Origin of the sequence: Chryseobacterium phocaeense (assembly GCF_900169075.1) — a bacterium.
Taxonomy (GTDB): domain Bacteria; phylum Bacteroidota; class Bacteroidia; order Flavobacteriales; family Weeksellaceae; genus Chryseobacterium; species Chryseobacterium phocaeense.
In genome coordinates, this window is sequence record NZ_LT827015.1 from 1,778,867 (window position 1) to 1,796,664 (window position 17,798).

Sequence of the window (17,798 nt, forward strand, 5' to 3'; positions counted from 1 at the left end):
GATAATTATTTTATTTCTGACTTTACACTTCCGCAAGAAAGCATGGATTTTCCGTAGTATGGGTTTTGGATTTGTTTTTCATTGCTCAGCCAGCTTGAATCTGCCATCGGGCAATACTGGACATAAACCGGCTGCCCGGAAAGTTTAAATTCTTTGGTTAAAGCGATCATATTCTCAGAAAGATTGGAAAAAGTTTCCCTTTGTGCTGTAATATTTCTGGCATCGGAGATCACTGTGGCATCTTTTCTCAGAATATTAAGGTTACCTTCTGAAACCACTTTATAATCGACTGTTGAAGCTGTTTTGATAAATTCAGCAGCGGCTTTTGAGGTTTTATCAGCATCATCTGAAGCCAACGCAGATTTAATAGCGATATAGTTCTGGTACAGTTTTGAAACCTGAGCATCTTTTTTAGACTGTGCAGAAAGTGAAATAATGGAGAATAGAGATAATGTTGCTGTAATGATATACTTTTTCATTGTTTTAAATTTTAGAATTAATTTTTAATAAAGAATACATAATGGAAACGCATGTTGCGTTGATCCGTGTTGTCTATGAAAGCATGACCATCTGATTCACACCAGACAACAGACGGATCTTAAATTCTAAAATTACAATGATTGAGATAGATAGGAACCGGCTGGTATTCGGGGGGACCGTTGATTCTTATCCGGGTAAATTTTGAAGCTGAAAAAGACTTGTCGGTAAAGAAAAATTCGTGCTGAGTAAACGTTGGCACAATCTGACTTGAAAAGTCGATTTTAAGCAGGTCTGATTTTTGCGAATCATCCACTTTTACGACTTTAACCTCGGTCTTGCAACATCCTTTCTTTTCTTTAACACCACATTTCCCACAGATATCGGTGGTTTTCTGACTTACGGAAACAAATTCCTCCATACAGAAATGAACGCTGAATGCTGCTCCGGAAGAGAATCCGAAGTAGAAAACAGAGAAAAATATGGCAAGAATCTTTTTCATTGGTGAGACAAAGTTAAAAATATCCCTGAAAACCATGTTATAAAATTCGGTATACTTGTTATAAAATTCAGGATCATGAAAAAAGCTCCTGAAATTATTCAGAAGCTTTTGTATTATTTTTATTCACGCTGATTTTGCAGATTGAGCCGATATTCTCTAACTTCTAAAATCTAGTTTCTAACCTACAGTTTAAATTCCAGTTTCACATTGAAGAAACGTCCTGTAAGACGTACCGGAACCGGATACATTACATTTGAATTGTAGTCCGTGATCCACTGATTGGCCACGGTATTGTTGATGTTGAAGGCATTGAAAACCTGAACCCCTAGGGTAAGTTCTTCAAAATTGCCCCAGAATCCGTAACGTTTTTTCTTGTCTTTGGAATCGATGAATACTTTTGAAAGTCCTAAATCCACTCTTTTATAAGCCGGCAATGTTCTCTGATACTGATAAGGATCTGTAAAAACAGGGGCTCCGTTCGGAAGTCCCATAGCATATACCAACGTAAGGTTTACACGCATGGATGGGAATTTAGGCATATAATCCTGGTAGAACATCGCAAACCTGAATCTCTGATCCGTTGGCCTTGGAATATCTCCTCTACCATCAATATTTTCATATACCCTTGCATAACTTGCAGACAACCATGAATCTACTCCGGGCACAAATTCCCCGAATAATCTCGTATCAATTCCGTACGCATATCCTGAAGCATTATTTTTACCGGAATAACGGATTCTTACATTGTCCATATAATACGGAATCAAATCATCCATTTTCTTGTAATAAGCCTCTGTAGTCAGCTTGAACGGTCTGTCATACATATAAAATTCGTAGTCGTTACTAAGAATCAGCTGCATGGAGCGCTGGGATTTTATATTGGTATTAAAGTTTCCGTCCAGGTCTTTGATCTCTTTATAGAAAGGAGCCTGATAATAGATCCCTCCCGAAAGTTTAAAGAGCATATCCGTATCCCAGTCAGGCTTTATCGCAAACTGGAATCTTGGTGAAAATATCGTTTCTTTGTTAAAGCTCCAGTTGGAAACCCTGGCTCCTACATTGAAAAGTACTTTGCTTGCTCCCCAGTATAATTTCTGTGAATACTGTCCGTAAGCCGACAGTCTCGAAGGCTCTATTTTATTTTTTCCTGCAATCTGATAGAACAGCTCCAGGTCTCCTGACATTCCCGTTCTCGGGTCATCAATAGGACGTGGAATACTGTAGCCTGCATTATCTACCAGCTTCCATTCATTGGTATTGTCATTCAGATTTTCTTTTTCATATTTTACCCCTACTTCAATATCCGTATTTACGTTAGGAGAAAACTTAGCCCTGAACTGTGTTCCGTAGGTTCTTACAAACAGGTCGTTTCTGGCATGCTCTATCTGGCCGCCTCCGTCAAAGGAAGGGTTTGGAGCTTGTGTTACCGGATCAAAAGTCTGGATTTCGTAGCCGGACGCGATGGAATAGTATTCTTTTTCCCTGTTCTGATAGGCAAAACTGTCCAAGGTAAATTTCCACTGATCAGAGGGCTTAAAGTTCAGGGAAACGGTTCCCATCATATTTTTGTACATATCCTGTTCCCGGCCACCATAATTAATATTTACGGTAATAGGCTGATTAAGGCTTCCAAACGTTACGCTTTTCGCTTTAGGAATCATTTCGTAATCATTCTTGGAGTAATATCCAATGAACGACATTGAGAATTTCTCGCTGAAATGGTAGTTGATATACGACTGGAAATCCCAGTAGGTAGGGTTAAAATCGGTGTCCTCGTTCAGGGTATTCAGTACCAGATTGGTATTCCTGTATCGCCCTGAAAATAAAGCGGTCAGTTTTTTATTTTTTGACGCCAGACCGGCCGTTAATCTTCCGCCAATTAAACTGGCCTCCCCTGAAAGTTCAAATTTTTCAGGTTCACGGTAGTAAATATTAAGAGCTGACGACATTTTATCGCCATATTTCGGCTCAAAACCACCTGCAGAGAAGTTTACCGCAGCCACCATATCCGGATTGATGATACTCATCCCCTCCTGCTGTGAATTTCTGATCAGGAAAGGTCTGTAAATCTCAATATCATTGATGTAGATCAGGTTTTCGTCATAGTTTCCGCCACGTACCATATATTGGGAAGATAGCTCCGTATTGGAGTTTACGGAAGGAAGGGTTTTAAGTAGTCCTTCAATTCCTCCGCCTACAGTTGCAATTCCTTTAGCATCTTTTGCTGAAATTTTTACGTTGGTAAGGTCGCTGGTTCTCCCGGTTACTTTTTTCTGGAAAACTACTTCCTCAATGTCGGTTACTCTTGCCGTTGTATCTTTTTTTCTGTTTTGAGAGAAAATCAGCACGGGAACCATAAGGCTTAGTGGTAAAACTAGTTTTTTCAAACGAAATATTTTAAGAATTTCTAAAAATAGGGATTTTTTGACAATTACAAAATGGATTCTCTGATTCTTGTTAATTTCTGTAACAAATCTTCCAGTAAATCTAGTCTTAGCATGTTCGCACCATCTGATAAAGCCGTTTCCGGTGTAGGATGGGTTTCAATAAAAATTCCATCCGCCCCTACTGCAATTCCTGCTTTAGCCACCGTTTCAATAAGGTCTGGCCTTCCGCCTGTAACCCCTGAACTCTGGTTAGGCTGCTGTAAAGAATGGGTAACATCCAGAATAACCGGTGCATACTCCCTCATGGTAGGAATACCCCTGTAATCCACAATAAGATCCGTATATCCGAATGAATTTCCTCTTTCAATAATAGCCACTTTCTGGTTGTGGGAATCTGTAATCTTCTGCACTGCAAATTTCATGGATTCCGGAGAAAGGAACTGTCCTTTTTTCAGGGTTACACATTTCCCGGTTTCTGCCGCAGCCACCAAAAGATCGGTCTGACGTACCAGAAAAGCTGGGATCTGCAGTACATCCACATATTGCGCAGCCAAGGCAGCATGCTCATTTTCATGAATATCCGTAGTGGTAGGAATATTAAAGGTTTCCCCTACTTTTTTAAGGATTTCAAGGGATTTTTCTTCACCGATGGTGGTAAAAGAATCTACCCGGCTTCTGTTCGCTTTTTTAAAGCTTCCTTTGAAAATATAGGGAATATTGTATTTGTCGGTCAGGCTGATTACCTTTTCTGCAATTCTCAATGCCATGTCTTCGCCTTCAATGATGCATGGGCCGGCAATAAGGAAAAAGTTTTTTGAATCTTTGTGATGAATATTATCTAAATACTGGATCATTTTTATTTGAATTAAAAAAGTTCAGTAAAAATACTTATAAAGTTTCAGAATCGGAAATTATTTGAGGGTAGAGTTTAGGGATTAGGGATTAGGGATTAGGGATTAGGGATTAGGGATTAGGGATTAGGGATTAGGGATTAGGGATTAGGGATTAGGGATTAGGGATTAGGGATTAGGGATTAGGGATTAGGGATTAGGGAAAATAAAAGCGTTTTTAGAAATATCAAAAGAAAAATTAAAAATTTCTGTGAAAAATATTATATGGAATCATCTGTGCTTATCTGTGAAAATCAGTGGTTAAAAAATAATTCACGCAGATTTCGCGGATTACGCAGATTTTATTTTTTTATTTAAATCATATAACAAACTGTAAAAAATGATATCGCAATTAATTACATGCGTCATCTGCAAAATCTGCTCAATCAGCGAGAGATTATTTATATTTATCCGTTCATTTTTTTCAGGATCTTCTCAAAAGTATTGATATTACGGCTGGTGAACTGATCTTTAAGGCTCTTTTTTCCAAGGACCTTTCCAAAAGAAGAATCCAGGGTATTTCCTTTCGGGACCTGCCAGTAAAACAAATCTTCCACAATTTGTGCTTTTTCGCTTTCAGCTTTGGAAGCAGCCTCAAATTCTGCCATTAAAACTTTCTCCACTCCGGGATTTCCAACAAAGCCATAAATATGCAGCTCTTCATTTTTTTCAAAAGGAATGCTGTTCCAGAAGACTTTTATTTCCTCTTCGGGTTTTACGAACAGAAATGCATCATAAGAAAAATGTTCAGACATCGCCTTTTCTAAAATATTTTTCAAGTCTTCCGCCTTTTTATCAGAAGAGAAAACAATATTTCCTGAAGCGAGTACAGAACTCACCTCCTGCATTCCGGCGTCTTTAAAAACCTGGCATACCTCGGCCATTTTCATATTGGTTCCTTTTACGTTGACGCCGCGGAGAAAAGCACAGTATTTCATTTTTTAGGGATTAGGTTATAGGGATTAGGTTGCAGGGAATAGAGTTAGAGAGTTAGAGAGCTTTAGAGTAAGAGTGCTTTAAAGCACGGGCATCTTAATCTCGTAATTTCTAAATCTTTTAATTTTTTAATCTTTTAATCTTTCAATCAATTCTAATATACAAGTTGTAATCCGTTCCGGATGGCTTGAAGCGATAGATCTTTTCCAGAACAGGATTGTCGCTTTTCAGGTTGTCTTTGATCCTGAATTCCTTCATCAGTTTATAATGGGTCTGATAATACAGAGCATCTTTACCCTGAAATAAATTTTTGTAGGAAAGAAGATACTTGGGTTTTCTGTTTTTTACGGTATTGATCCAGTAATTCGCTTTATCTTTTTTTATTTCTGTCTGAATCTGTTTGTCTACCAGCCCTACTTCATCAATGGTTTTTAATCCTGAAAAATAAGGGATGTAGCCAGCCGGTTCCAGAAGGATCCACTGCTTTTTATCTTTTTCGAAAGCATCAAGAAACACACCGATTCCTCTTCGGTAATTCCATTCTCCGTTTCCTGTTGCGATGGAATGTACAGTCTGGAAAGCCAGCATCGGAACAATATAAAATACGACCAATAAAGACAGCCACAGCTTTCTTTTTTCTTTCTGCTCCAATACGAAAATAAGGACGGGAACGAATAGCAGCAGCTGCGGCACCCAGTAATACCAGTCGAATAAGCTTTTCTGGGAAATAAAAATAATCTGTTTTACCCAACCGAAAATAAAGATCATCCACAGGAAATAATTCCTCTTTTCTCTCTGACGTACCAGATAAATGAAGCATAAAAGTTCAAAAATCAGGATAATAAGGGTCACCGGATTGAAGTTTCCGGGAAGTTTAAGCATTCCCCAGTAATTCCCGAAGCTGACCAGAAAATAATTGAGGTTCTGTGCAAAAGTGAAATCATGTTCATAGAGAAGTTTCTTGGCAACAATTGTGTTATTCACCAGTTCCCCGAAGTACAGCCAGTTGAAAGAAAGGACGGATACAATTCCCAAAATTCCTCCAAAAATATAGTTCCATCTGATCTTCTTGTTCCAGAAAATATCGACAAGAAATACAATTCCCAGGAAAATAACGGTATCAATTCTTGTAAACATGATCAGGGCAGGCAGAAAAATCAAAGCCCACTTTTTATTTTTGTTGAAGCCATAGTAGAGCAAAGCCATTTCCAGGAAGAAAAGAATTCCATACTCCATTCCGAGGATAGATATCTTGATGGAAGGCGGCAATATTCCGATCAGAAATATAAAAATAGCCTTATGCCATGGGTTTTTAAGCGTTAAATGGGCCAGAAGCAGTGTTCCTATTGTAAAAAGAACAGAATTAAAGACCAGCAGGGGTTCGATAAAATATTCTTTCCCGAAAATCAGATTGAAAAGATAGGATACAAAAACATATAAATGGGTTGTGGAAGCAGAAACTTTGGTAGCTCCGTTAAATCCTATGACTCCGTAGTCCAGCAGATTCTGGGCTACCCTCCAGGTGATGAACGCATCTTCCTGGATGTAATGAGTCAGTAAAAAAAGAAGTTTAAAAACAACCGTAAAAACCACGGCATAGATCGGAAGCCTGTTATTTTTATTCTTAGCCATCACGCATTTTTAGTTTCACAAATATAATCTTAAAATCAGGAATCCCAATAACAAAAAAAACGGAACCGAAGTTCCGTTTTTTATAAGCTGTATTATTGTGTTACTTTAATAATGGCTGTGGTGATCTGATTTTCTTTTTCTTTCGAATAAGTAGAATCATAAGGTTCCATCACATCAAATAAATACTGGTAGAATGGCGTGATCTTCTGTACGTTTTCAGATTCATCCCTTGCTTTTTCTTTACCCATCTGCTGAAGATCCTTAATAAAAGTATTGAATTTTTTATCAATCGGCTCAATGGATTTCACCAGGTAGCTGTAGGCTTTTTCATTCTGACCCAATTTATTATAAGCATCGGTCACGGCTGCTACCACAAGAGAATATTCCATAGGTTTCGCTCTCATCTGTCTTTTTGCAAAATTCTGGTCTGCCGGAGCAAGGCTTAAATAATAATCATATTCTTCAAAAATTCCTTTTTTCAGGATTTCTGCAAGCTGAAGACCTTTTTTCTCCTGTCCGGCTATAATGTATCCCGTAACCATAGCACTTAATGAACGTGGATCATTAAATTTCTGCGCAGGAATTTCTTTGGATGCAAGATCAAGCAGTTCTACCGCTTTAGCTTTCTGTCCGCTTAATGCCAGTGCCGAAGCCGCTCTGCTGGCTGACATTCTGTAACTCATGATATTGGAAGTAGCGGTTTCATCAAAGTGGGTGTTTAAATCTTTAAAATTACCCCATCTGAAGTTTTTCACTACATTGTATAAAGAATTGGTATCTACTCTACCCATATCTCCGTCTGCATTCTCAGCAGTGTGAATAGGAACCAGTCTGTAGCTGAATCCGTCGAACTGAAGGTATTCATTCAGGTAGAAAATATTTTCGCTGTCGTAGATCCCTCCTGATGAGAAGTTGATAGGACGCTTCCAGTCGAAATTGGCAAGCATATCCAGCATGATCAGGTTGTTTTTATATAAAGTGTTCCCTTTGTAAGTGATCATAATCTGGTTCACTACGTTTGGAAGGTCTGCCTGGGTAATGATTCCTGCTTTTAAAGCATTTTCCTTATTTACCGGAAGGATAAATTTGTTCACCGGAAGAATATTATATTTTTCATATTTCTCTTCCCCGAAATACATCTTTAAAAGTTCATCTTTTTCAGGAGATTTAAATTTAATGAAATCTACCGCCTCTTTCAATGTTAAAGAATCCTGTGTAAGGTATTTTCTGAAAGCCCCGAACTGTGTATCCGGAACGCCCTGCTCTTTCAGCATTGAGAAAACACCTTCCCAATCTTCTTTTTTCATCATATAGATCTGGTCATTCACACCGTCTCTGTAGTCTTCATGCGTTAATTCACTTGGAATTCCTGCTGCGTTGTAAGTTTTTCTTTTGATCTGGTCTAAGTTCCATGGAGTGGAAGCAAGCGTGAAGTTCACCACTTTCACATCATCTCTGAATCTTTCCGTCTCCTGGATAGCCCACACCGGATAGGTATCATTATCTCCGTAAACGAACAGGATATCGTTCTTCGGAAGTGATTTTAATACGGAATATGCATAGTCATAAGCGGTATACCTGTTGCTTCTGTCATGTACATTATAGTTCTGGAGGCCCATCATAAACGGTACTCCTAATAAAACAACTCCCAGAGCAATATTGGCTCCGTTCGATTTAACTTTAGACTGAATAAACCATAAAATAGCTCCGGCTCCAAGACCGATCCAGATGGCAAAAGCATAGAATGAGCCTACCATCGCATAATCCCTTTCTCTTGGTTCAAAAGGTTTTACTCCGGTATAGAAAATAATCCCCACACTGGTTAAAACAAATAGAGAAAGTAAAGCATAGAATCTTCCAAAATCCCTGTTTAACTGGAAAAAGAATCCGATTAATCCTAAGATCAATGGTAAGAAAAAGAATTTTACGGTGCTTTCATTCTGGAATTTCGCAGGCATCTTTTCCTGGTTTCCAAGTAATGCGTTGTCAATAAAAGAAATCCCGGAGATCCAGTTTCCTTTAGTGTTTTCCATGTTTCCTTCGAGGTCATTTTGTCTTCCCACGAAATTCCACATCAGGTATCTTACAAAATAATACCCGTTCTGGAATGTGATGAAATAATCCATATTCTGAGCCAGTGAAGGCTTCTGAACATTGATCAGGTTGTAAGGTTTAACCTTTAAATAATCTGCTGCTGTAATGGATTTATCTTCATATTTTGTTCTCAGTTCATCAAAGATCTGTTTCGCCTGTGGATTATCTGCCACATCTTCATTCCCATAATTAAAGGTAAAATCAGGAGCACCATACATGGAAATATAGTTTGCCATTACGTCTTTGTCTTCATTGAACATCCTCGGCATTAGGCTCACCTGAGATTTGCTGAAGATATAATTGAAACGGTCACCGGTTTTTCTGTAAGTTCCGGTTTTCTCATCTTTTTCATAGATTTCACCTGTTTTCTGGGTTTTGAAGCTTCCGTCTTCATTCTTTTCAATTCCGTTTGCATCCAGGAAAGCGGTATAGTTTTGTCCATAGATTGTAGGCCAGTCACCATACTGCTCTCTGTTATAGTAATCCAGCATTCCGATGGCGGTATCCGGATCGTTAAGGTTCATCGGAGGGTTTGCGTTGGCTCTGATAGGAATTACCATCCAGCATGAGAACCCGATAATCATATAAACTACTGATAATGCAGCAGTCTGATAAATATTTTTCTTCGCTTTTCTTGCGTATTTGATCATGAAGAAACAAGCCGCCGTCATTAAAATAAAGGCTGCAATGGTTCCTGAGTGAAAAGGAAGTCCAAGACCATTCACAAAGAATATTTCCAGTCTTCCGAACATCGTCATAATCAATGGGAAAATAATTTTAAATACAATGATCAGAATTCCCAGGGTAATGGCATTCGCCCAGATAAAGTTTTTCCAGGTGAATTTATAATTTCTTGCGTAATAAACCAGACATACCGCCGGAACGGCAAGCATCCCCATCATGTGTACCCCTACAGAAAGTCCCAATACAAAGAAAATAAGGATAATCCATCTTTCACTGTCCTTCGCCAGATATTCGTTTTCCCATTTGGTGATCAGCCAGACTAATAAGGCAATGAACATAGACGCCATGGAATACACCTCTCCTTCTACTGCTGAAAACCAGAACGTATCCGAGAAGGTAAAACATAATGCGCCCACCGCTCCTGCAAAAAGAATTGAGATTTCCTGGTGTTTCGTGATTTCATCAAAATCCTTGTTTAAAAGTCTTCTTACAAAATGAGTGATCGTCCAGAACAGGAATAAAATCGTCAGCGCACTGAATAATGCAGACATCGCGTTGATCACAATCGAATAGTTTTCGCCTTTTCCTAAAGCAAAAATGGCTGCCACAGCACCCACGATCTGAAATAAGGCCGCCCCGGGAGCATGCGTTACCTCCAGTTTGACAGCAGAGGAAATGTACTCGCCACAATCCCAGAAACTGAAATTTGGTTCTATGGTCGACAAGTACGTGAAAAATGCAATGACAAAAATCACCCATCCTAAAACGGTGTTCCATTGCTTAAAAGTCCAATTTTTCATAGTATTAAATCAATTATGCGAAAATAAGGCTTTTATAGCATTCCATGGTGTTTTTAACAAAATTTAAAAAATTTGGCGCAGTATTTGTGATCGTACTTCATCAAAGATTGCAAATCAAAAAATAAATTTTGCTGAATCGCAGGCTTGATATCAAACAAAAGTTTAGTAATTATTTATTTTTTTGTATTTTTGCGGTCAGATTTTTATTGAAAATAACAAATAATGAGTAATGTTTACGATAATATTCTTGGCCTAATAGGAAATACTCCTATGGTGAAGCTTAATACTGTTACAAAAGATATTCCTGCAACCGTTTATGCCAAGTTAGAATCATATAATCCTGGACATTCCACAAAAGATAGAATAGCACTTCATATTATAGAAAACGCTGAAAAAAAAGGTTTATTAAAGGAAGATTCCGTAGTTGTAGAAACTACGTCAGGAAATACCGGGTTTTCTATTGCGATGGTCTGTATTATTAAAGGATATAAATGTATTCTGGCAGTAAGCGACAAGACAAAGCCTGAGAAAATTTCTTACCTAAAGGCATTGGGCGCTACGGTATATATTTGTCCGGCCAATGTTGCAGCAGATGATCCAAGATCGTATTATGAGGTAGCTAAAAGAATAGCTTCAGAGACGCCAAATTCAGTTTACATCAATCAGTATTTCAATGAATTGAATATTGATGCACACTACCAGACTACGGGTCCTGAAATTTGGGAGCAGACAGAAGGAAAGGTAACCCATCTTTTTGCCTGCACTGGAACAGGTGGAACATTATCAGGTTCGGGTAAATTTTTAAAGGAAAAAAATCCGGATATCAAGATCATCGGCGTAGATGCGGATGGATCTATTCTGAAAACGTATCATGAAACCGGAGAAATCCATAAAGAAGATGTACATCCTTATCAGATCGAAGGAATGGGAAAAAATCTGATTCCTGCAGCCCTTCTTTTTGACAAAATAGATGAATTTGTAAGGGTAAATGATGAGATGTCTGCTTACAGAACCCGTGAAATAGCGCTTAAAGAAGCTATTATGGGAGGATATACCACAGGAGCGGTAACACAGGCGCTTATCCAGTATTCCCAATCTCACGAGCTGACCAAAGATGATATGATAGTCCTTATATTCCCGGACCACGGGTCAAGGTATATCACCAAAGTTTATAGTGATAAATGGATGGCTGAGCAAGGTTTCGTAAATAACTGTGTACATAATTACGATGAAGTTTTCAAAACTGAATTCATTAAATAAAAATCAATAACCTACGATACAAATCAGGCCTTTTGTGTTCTACAGGAAAGGCTTTTTAAATTTACTTATACAAAATGTTGGATATTTTTGAAAGAATAAAAGAAAATCCGGGACCTCTTGGACAGTTTGCAGATTACGGCGAAGGCTATTTTATTTTCCCGAGACTGGAAGGACCTATTGGTCCGAGAATGCAGTTTCAGGGAAGAGAAGTGATTTTCTGGAGTGCCAATGACTATCTGGGACTATGCAACCACCCTGAGGTGATAGAAGCTGATGCCAAAGCGGCTGCAGAATATGGAATGTTCTACCCTATGGGTGCCAGAGCGATGTCCGGAGAAACAGATCAGCACCTTCAGCTGGAAAAAGAACTGGCAGAATTTGTACAAAAAGAATCAGCATATTTATTGAATTTCGGTTATCAGGGAATGGTTTCTACCATTGATGCTCTCGTCAGCAGAAATGATGTGATCGTTTATGATGTGGATTCTCACGCCTGTATCGTAGACGGTGTAAGACTTCACTCAGGAAAAAGATTTACCTACAGACATAACGATATTGAAAGCCTTGAAAAGAACCTTCAGAGAGCCACTAAGGTAGCTGAAGAAAACGGAGGCGGTATCCTTGTGATTACAGAAGGAGTTTTCGGGATGAGAGGCCAACAGGGAAAAATCAAAGAAATCTGCGATCTTAAATCCAAATATAATTTCAGACTTTTAGTAGATGATGCCCATGGATTCGGTACTCTTGGGAAAACAGGAGCCGGAGCTGGTGAAGAGCAGGGATGTCAGGATCAGATTGATGTCTATTTCTCTACTTTCGCTAAATCTATGGCCGGTTTCGGAGCATTCATTGCAGGAGATAAAGAAATCATCAGATATTTAAAATTCAATCTAAGATCTCAGATCTTTGCAAAATCTCTTACCATGCCTATGGTTATCGGAGGATTGAAAAGACTGGAACTTTTAAGAACAAGACCTGAAATTAAAGCTAAACTTTGGGAAAATACCTATAAGCTTCAGAATGGTCTTAAGGAAAGAGGATTCAATATCGGGGACAGTAATACCTGTGTAACTCCTGTTATGATGCAGGGAACTCCGGTAGAAGCTACCCTTCTTGTAAAAGATTTAAGGGAAATTTACGGAATTTTCACTTCTGTAGTTGTATATCCGGTTATTCCGAAGGGAATGATCCTGTTAAGATTAATTCCTACAGCTTCCCATACGGATGCGGAAATTAATGAAACACTGGCGGCTTTTGAAGCCATTCACGATAAATTAGTAAGTGGTCATTACAAAGAGCAGGAACAGAAACTGCTGCAGGAGCAGGGTTTAAGTTTTAAGCCGATCTAATGAGAAAAGATAAAACCACTGAACAGTTTCAGTGGTTTTTTTATGGAATATTTTACCTTTTCAATATATAAGAATGAAGTTCAAAGGTTATATGCTGGGGATCCTGTCGTCTGTTTCATTCGGGCTGATTCCCATTTTCATCCTGCCCCTTAAAAAGGCTCATTTTTCTATGGATATTACGCTGTTCTATAGATTTTTATTTTCTGCCTTAATGGTTGGCACATATTTGCTTTACAGCAAACAAGGTTTGAGGATCAATAAAAAAGAAGCTCTGATCCTTGCCGTTCTGGGAGTCTGCTATGCCCTTTCTTCTGAGTTTTTATTTATAGGCTACGATTATCTTACGCCGGGAATTGCTTCTACCGTTCTGTTTATTTATCCGGTGATGGTGGCTTTGATCATGTTCTTTTTTTATAAGGAAAAACTTTCGCAGCTGTCGGTACTATCATTACTCTTGGCTTTTGCCGGTGTCATTGTTTTATGTCTGAAAGGACAGGGTTTTGAGATCAATTTTGCGGGACTCGGCGTAGTGATGTTGAGTTCCATATTCTACGCGCTTTACATGGTGATTGTGAATAAATCCAGACTTAAAGTATCCGGATTCAAGCTGTCCTTCTACTCTATGCTTTTTACCTCAGTATTTTTTATGAGTAAAGCATCCCTGGCAGGTGAATCTTTTGCGATTCCTTCAGTATTTGTCTTTATCAATTTTATTATTTTCGCCTTTCTTACGACTGTAATTTCCAGTCTGTGTTTAGTGTACGCTATCAAATATATCGGATCAACACCCACAGCCATTTTAGGAGCATTGGAACCCGTAGTTGCCGTGATGGTAAGCGTTTTCATGTTTCATGAACATTTTACCCAGAATCTTCTCATCGGCATTGTCCTTATCCTGTCCGGTGTAACTCTGAATGTTATTGCCGACCACAGACAATCAAAGCGTGAAAAAAAGATCATAAAAAATGCCTGACAAGTTCAGATATTTTTATTATTTCGTTTCATTAAACAAACCTCCAGCGATCCTCCCAATTTAATAAAGCCTAAACTTTCCTGCTTAGTTTTTTCATTTTAGGTGAATTTAAAATACCTTTGCAAAAATTTTCTGTTGAAAGATCTTCTTCTCATCACTCCGCCTTTTACCCAGCTTAATACACCTTATCCGGCTACGGCTTATATCAAAGGCTTTTTGAATACTAAAAATATTTCCAGCTATCAGATCGATCTGGGACTGGATGTGATTTTGGAATTGTTTTCAAAGAGTGGATTAGAGAAAATTTTCAATAAAGAGATCAATCCCGGAGAAATATCTGAAAACTCACAGAGAATCTACACACTCCGGGAAGAGTATTTAAAAACAATAGATCAGGTTATTCCCTTTCTTCAGGGCAAAACTCCTACCCTTGCCAGACAGATCTGCAGCATGAATTTCCTTCCTGAAGCCTCCCGGTTCAATCAGCTGGATGATATGGAATTTGCATTTGGAAATATGGGACTTCAGGACAAGGCCAAACATCTGGCGACCCTGTATCTGGAAGATATTTCCGATTATATTATCGAAAATATTGATCCGGATTTCGGATTCAGCAGATACGCGGAACGTTTGGGAAAAAGTGCCAATTCTTTTGATGAGTTATATTCGAAATTATCTGGTAAACAATCATTTATTGATGATTTTACACTGAAAATCCTTCAGGAAGAATTAGAAAGGATCCAGCCAAAGCTGGTCTGCTTTTCCATCCCTTTTCCCGGAAATTTATATGCAGGTTTCAGATGTGCCAGGTTTATTAAAGAGCATTATCCTCATATCAAAACGGCGATGGGCGGCGGTTTTCCCAATACGGAATTAAGGGAGTTAAAAGACAAAAGGGTATTTGAGTTTTTTGATTTTATCACTCTTGATGATGGTGAGCTTCCACTTGAACTTCTTCATGAAAATTTAGTTGCTGAAGAAGGAACCGCAGAATACAAAAGAACATTTTTAATTGAAAACCAGGAAGTTACTTATAAAAATAATTCCAAAAGACACGATTATAAGCAGGCAGATATTGGTACACCTGATTATACTGATCTGCATCTGGACCAGTATATTTCAGTAATCGAAATTGCCAATCCGATGCACAGTTTATGGAGCGACGGGAGGTGGAATAAACTAACCATGGCCCACGGCTGCTATTGGGGGAAATGCACATTCTGCGATATTTCACTGGACTATATTAAAATTTACGAGCCCATTTCTGCAAAAATCCTGGTGGACAGAATGGAAGAACTCATCAGAACAACCGGAGAAACAGGATTCCATTTTGTGGATGAAGCAGCACCTCCAGCCCTGATGCGGGAAGTAGCGCTGGAAATCCTGCGGAGAAATCTGGTGGTCACATGGTGGACCAATATCCGTTTTGAGAAAAGTTTTACCCGTGATTTATGTTACCTGTTAAAACTTTCAGGTTGTGTGGCAGTATCAGGAGGGCTTGAAGTGGCCAGCGACCGGTTGTTAAAATTAATAGATAAAGGAGTTTCCGTAGAACAGGTGGCCCAGGTGACAAGAAATTTTACGGAAGCCGGAATTATGGTCCATGCCTATCTGATGTATGGTTACCCTACCCAAACCGTTCAGGAAACGGTAGACTCCCTGGAGATGATCCGGCAGATGTTTGAAATGGGAATTCTTCAGAGTGGCTTCTGGCACCAGTTTGCCATGACCGCCCATTCGCCGGTAGGAATAGAGCCTGAAAAATTTGGGGTCGTTCCTATGAAACAGGAAATTGTTTTTGCCAATAACGATATTGACTTTAAGGACACAACAGGAATCGATCACAGTAAGTTCAGTTTTGGACTCAAGAAATCTCTTTTCAATTATATGCACGGAATCAATTTTGAATTTCCGCTGCAGGAATGGTTTGATTTTAAAATTCCAAGAACTACCATACATCCTGATTATATTCACGACTGTCTGCTGGATGACACACAGTTCAGTTTTAAAGGAAATGCTAAAGTTATATTTTTAGCTAAAAACGTAATCGCTGAGAATCGCATAAAAAATAAAAAGAAATACTCAGGCACGTATACGCTTCTTACATTCCACTTAAAAACCAACATCGTAAAGATTGCTCTGGAACAGGATAAAGCAGAATGGTTGATGAAGGTGCTGGAAGAAAATTCTATAAACAATTCAAAAAGAATAACTGCTCAGCAGCTTAAAAATCTGTTTGAAGAAAAATTTGATGATTTTGAATTGTTCTGGTTTTCGAAACCAATGCAGCAATTAAAAGAAAACGGCGTGATTTTAAGTCTGTAGACTTAAAAAATTTAACTAATAAAAAAGTCCCGGAAGTAGTATTATTTCCGGGATTATTTATAATATTTGAATTATACCATTAAGATCATTTACAGGAATAAGAATCATTAAAGTAAAATCTGAAGATTTTAAAGCAAACTCTGCTCAATATTCTTGAAAGCTTCATTCCCCCACACTTAGGATATTATTTCAATTTTGAAGAATAAAAAACCGGGTTCAATTTCTATTTTGCCGTCGTATCTTTCTCAACAGGTCCTACCGTTACTTTCTCCTGAATTTTGATAAAATTAGGATCCATCATAGCCATTCTTTCTGCAATAGCCTTATAAGTGGGATATTTTAGAATAGATGCTCTCCCGGACATTTCCCTGTACAGCGTAAAGCTTTTTCCTCCTGCTGTTTTCAGCTGTTTGGTAGTGGTAATATATCTCCCGATCAGTTTGCTTTTGGCGTCGTAGATCTCTATATCTACAAATGTTTTATCTGAAATGGTATCTTCTGATCCAAAACTTACAGGAAGATTAGTAAAATATCCCACAGGAACACCATTGGAAAGGATCTCTCCCACTTTATTGACCTCTATATTAAGTTTATCAATTTTGCTTCTGGTGGTATATGCGTCTTTTGTTTTGGAATCTAGTTTTCTTTTGGGTAAATTTTTAAAAATTTCATCCAGATTTTTAATATTGATCCCTTTATTGTCAATAATTTTCAAGCTTTTTATGGAAGTGTAGACGGCAGATTTTTCTTCACCCGAAAAGGCAGACGGTGAAATATAGTCCAGCTCTATGGTCTTATCCCGGTTATAGACCCGGTTCAGTTTAATATAGCTGTCCCGTACTGAATCCACAATGCTTTTATCTACAAATTCTATAGTATAAATCGGGGTTTCATTCAGATCCATAAAAGTATAGGTATTGGATTTGTTTGAAATTTTAGCGACGTGAACATCATCGAGACTTATAATCCCTCTTTTGGTTCTGAAATTCTGGGCATTAAAGAGGATTCCCAGAAGGGTAAAGAATATGATTGTACTTTTCTTCATAAAATCAGACTTTTACACAACATAAAAAAAAGTGTAACCAAAGTTACACTTTCTTGAAAATATATTTAGCTTTTCATTTAATTATTCACAAAGGATGATTCCTTTATTATGATTAAATTCTACAACACCGCTTTTGATAGGATAAGAAAAAACAGAGTCTTTCTCATTTTCTTTCGTCAGGTTTTTAGCATAAGCTTCTTCTACAGCATTTGTAAAAAGCTTCACCTTACCTCCGATTAAAGAAGAAACAATTCCTGCGTGGTTTTTCATGATGTGGAATTCACCATTTTTTCCAGGCAACAATACAGATTCTACTTCTCCTTCAAAAACTACGTATTCTGGTGTTAAAATTTTTATATTCATTTTAATTTAGATTTGAAGATTTCAGACTTCAGATTTCAGACATTAAAGTCTCATGTCTATAATCTGATATCTTAATGTCTA

The 17,798-nt window shown here is 38.1% G+C and carries 13 protein-coding genes; 4 read left to right on the top strand and 9 right to left on the bottom strand.

The features are described from left to right. Positions 1-5: 5 nt before the first annotated feature. The 7 genes from B7E04_RS14850 to B7E04_RS14880 all read right to left on the bottom strand — a co-directional run bounded on the left by B7E04_RS14850 (position 6) and on the right by B7E04_RS14880 (position 10,402). Complete coding sequence (locus B7E04_RS14850) at positions 6-479, bottom strand: DUF3347 domain-containing protein (protein ID WP_080779330.1); 474 nt, start codon at positions 477-479, stop codon at positions 6-8. A gap of 119 nt (positions 480-598) precedes the next feature. Then, the gene (locus B7E04_RS14855) at positions 599-979 is read right to left on the bottom strand and encodes an HYC_CC_PP family protein (RefSeq protein WP_228439941.1); all 381 of its coding nucleotides are present in this window, start codon (positions 977-979) and stop codon (positions 599-601) included. A 182-nt stretch (positions 980-1,161) separates the two neighbouring features. Then, the gene (locus tag B7E04_RS14860) at positions 1,162-3,366 is read right to left on the bottom strand and encodes a TonB-dependent receptor plug domain-containing protein (protein WP_080779331.1); all 2,205 of its coding nucleotides are present in this window, start codon (positions 3,364-3,366) and stop codon (positions 1,162-1,164) included. Between the two features lie 44 nt (positions 3,367-3,410). Continuing rightward, on the bottom strand, positions 3,411-4,220 hold the full coding sequence (kdsA, locus tag B7E04_RS14865; RefSeq protein ID WP_080779332.1) for a 3-deoxy-8-phosphooctulonate synthase: 810 nt from the start codon (positions 4,218-4,220) through the stop codon (positions 3,411-3,413). A 443-nt stretch (positions 4,221-4,663) separates the two neighbouring features. Continuing rightward, positions 4,664-5,194 carry a DUF1697 domain-containing protein gene (locus B7E04_RS14870; RefSeq protein ID WP_080779333.1) on the bottom strand — a complete coding sequence of 177 codons (531 nt, stop codon included), beginning with the start codon at positions 5,192-5,194 and terminating at the stop codon, positions 4,664-4,666. Between the two features lie 142 nt (positions 5,195-5,336). Beyond that, the gene (locus B7E04_RS14875) at positions 5,337-6,824 is read right to left on the bottom strand and encodes an LTA synthase family protein (RefSeq protein ID WP_080779334.1); all 1,488 of its coding nucleotides are present in this window, start codon (positions 6,822-6,824) and stop codon (positions 5,337-5,339) included. Positions 6,825-6,916: 92 nt separating this feature from the next. Then, positions 6,917-10,402 carry a glycosyltransferase family 117 protein gene (locus B7E04_RS14880; protein ID WP_080779335.1) on the bottom strand — a complete coding sequence of 1,162 codons (3,486 nt, stop codon included), beginning with the start codon at positions 10,400-10,402 and terminating at the stop codon, positions 6,917-6,919. A gap of 222 nt (positions 10,403-10,624) precedes the next feature. Between B7E04_RS14880 and B7E04_RS14885 the strand changes: the two genes are divergently transcribed. The 4 genes from B7E04_RS14885 (at position 10,625) to B7E04_RS14900 (ending at position 16,309) form a co-directional block, all read left to right on the top strand. Continuing rightward, the gene (locus B7E04_RS14885) at positions 10,625-11,662 is read left to right on the top strand and encodes a PLP-dependent cysteine synthase family protein (RefSeq protein WP_080779336.1); all 1,038 of its coding nucleotides are present in this window, start codon (positions 10,625-10,627) and stop codon (positions 11,660-11,662) included. A gap of 77 nt (positions 11,663-11,739) precedes the next feature. Beyond that, positions 11,740-13,011 carry an aminotransferase class I/II-fold pyridoxal phosphate-dependent enzyme gene (locus B7E04_RS14890; RefSeq protein ID WP_185117086.1) on the top strand — a complete coding sequence of 424 codons (1,272 nt, stop codon included), beginning with the start codon at positions 11,740-11,742 and terminating at the stop codon, positions 13,009-13,011. Between the two features lie 73 nt (positions 13,012-13,084). Next, positions 13,085-13,984: a DMT family transporter gene (locus B7E04_RS14895; protein WP_080779338.1), complete on the top strand. Its 900-nt coding sequence runs from the start codon at positions 13,085-13,087 to the stop codon at positions 13,982-13,984. 135 nt (positions 13,985-14,119) lie between these two features. Next, on the top strand, positions 14,120-16,309 hold the full coding sequence (locus B7E04_RS14900; protein ID WP_080779339.1) for a B12-binding domain-containing radical SAM protein: 2,190 nt from the start codon (positions 14,120-14,122) through the stop codon (positions 16,307-16,309). 223 nt (positions 16,310-16,532) lie between these two features. On the opposite strand, the gene B7E04_RS14905 is transcribed toward B7E04_RS14900, so the two are convergent. Then, positions 16,533-17,354, bottom strand: coding sequence for a hypothetical protein (locus B7E04_RS14905; RefSeq protein ID WP_080779340.1), 822 nt, complete (start codon positions 17,352-17,354; stop codon positions 16,533-16,535). Positions 17,355-17,435: 81 nt separating this feature from the next. Beyond that, positions 17,436-17,717 carry a FoF1 ATP synthase subunit delta/epsilon gene (locus B7E04_RS14910; protein WP_080779341.1) on the bottom strand — a complete coding sequence of 94 codons (282 nt, stop codon included), beginning with the start codon at positions 17,715-17,717 and terminating at the stop codon, positions 17,436-17,438. Between the last annotated feature and the right edge of the window lie 81 nt (positions 17,718-17,798).

Coding starts and splice junctions, on each gene's coding strand:
- B7E04_RS14905 (WP_080779340.1), bottom strand. CDS start 17,354: ATGAAGAAAAGTACAATCATATTCTTTACCCTTCTGGGAATCCTCTTT.
- B7E04_RS14910 (WP_080779341.1), bottom strand. CDS start 17,717: ATGAATATAAAAATTTTAACACCAGAATACGTAGTTTTTGAAGGAGAA.
- B7E04_RS14895 (WP_080779338.1), top strand. CDS start 13,085: ATGAAGTTCAAAGGTTATATGCTGGGGATCCTGTCGTCTGTTTCATTC.
- B7E04_RS14885 (WP_080779336.1), top strand. CDS start 10,625: ATGAGTAATGTTTACGATAATATTCTTGGCCTAATAGGAAATACTCCT.
- B7E04_RS14880 (WP_080779335.1), bottom strand. CDS start 10,402: ATGAAAAATTGGACTTTTAAGCAATGGAACACCGTTTTAGGATGGGTG.
- B7E04_RS14850 (WP_080779330.1), bottom strand. CDS start 479: ATGAAAAAGTATATCATTACAGCAACATTATCTCTATTCTCCATTATT.
- kdsA (WP_080779332.1), bottom strand. CDS start 4,220: ATGATCCAGTATTTAGATAATATTCATCACAAAGATTCAAAAAACTTT.
- B7E04_RS14855 (WP_228439941.1), bottom strand. CDS start 979: ATGAAAAAGATTCTTGCCATATTTTTCTCTGTTTTCTACTTCGGATTC.
- B7E04_RS14875 (WP_080779334.1), bottom strand. CDS start 6,824: ATGGCTAAGAATAAAAATAACAGGCTTCCGATCTATGCCGTGGTTTTT.
- B7E04_RS14870 (WP_080779333.1), bottom strand. CDS start 5,194: ATGAAATACTGTGCTTTTCTCCGCGGCGTCAACGTAAAAGGAACCAAT.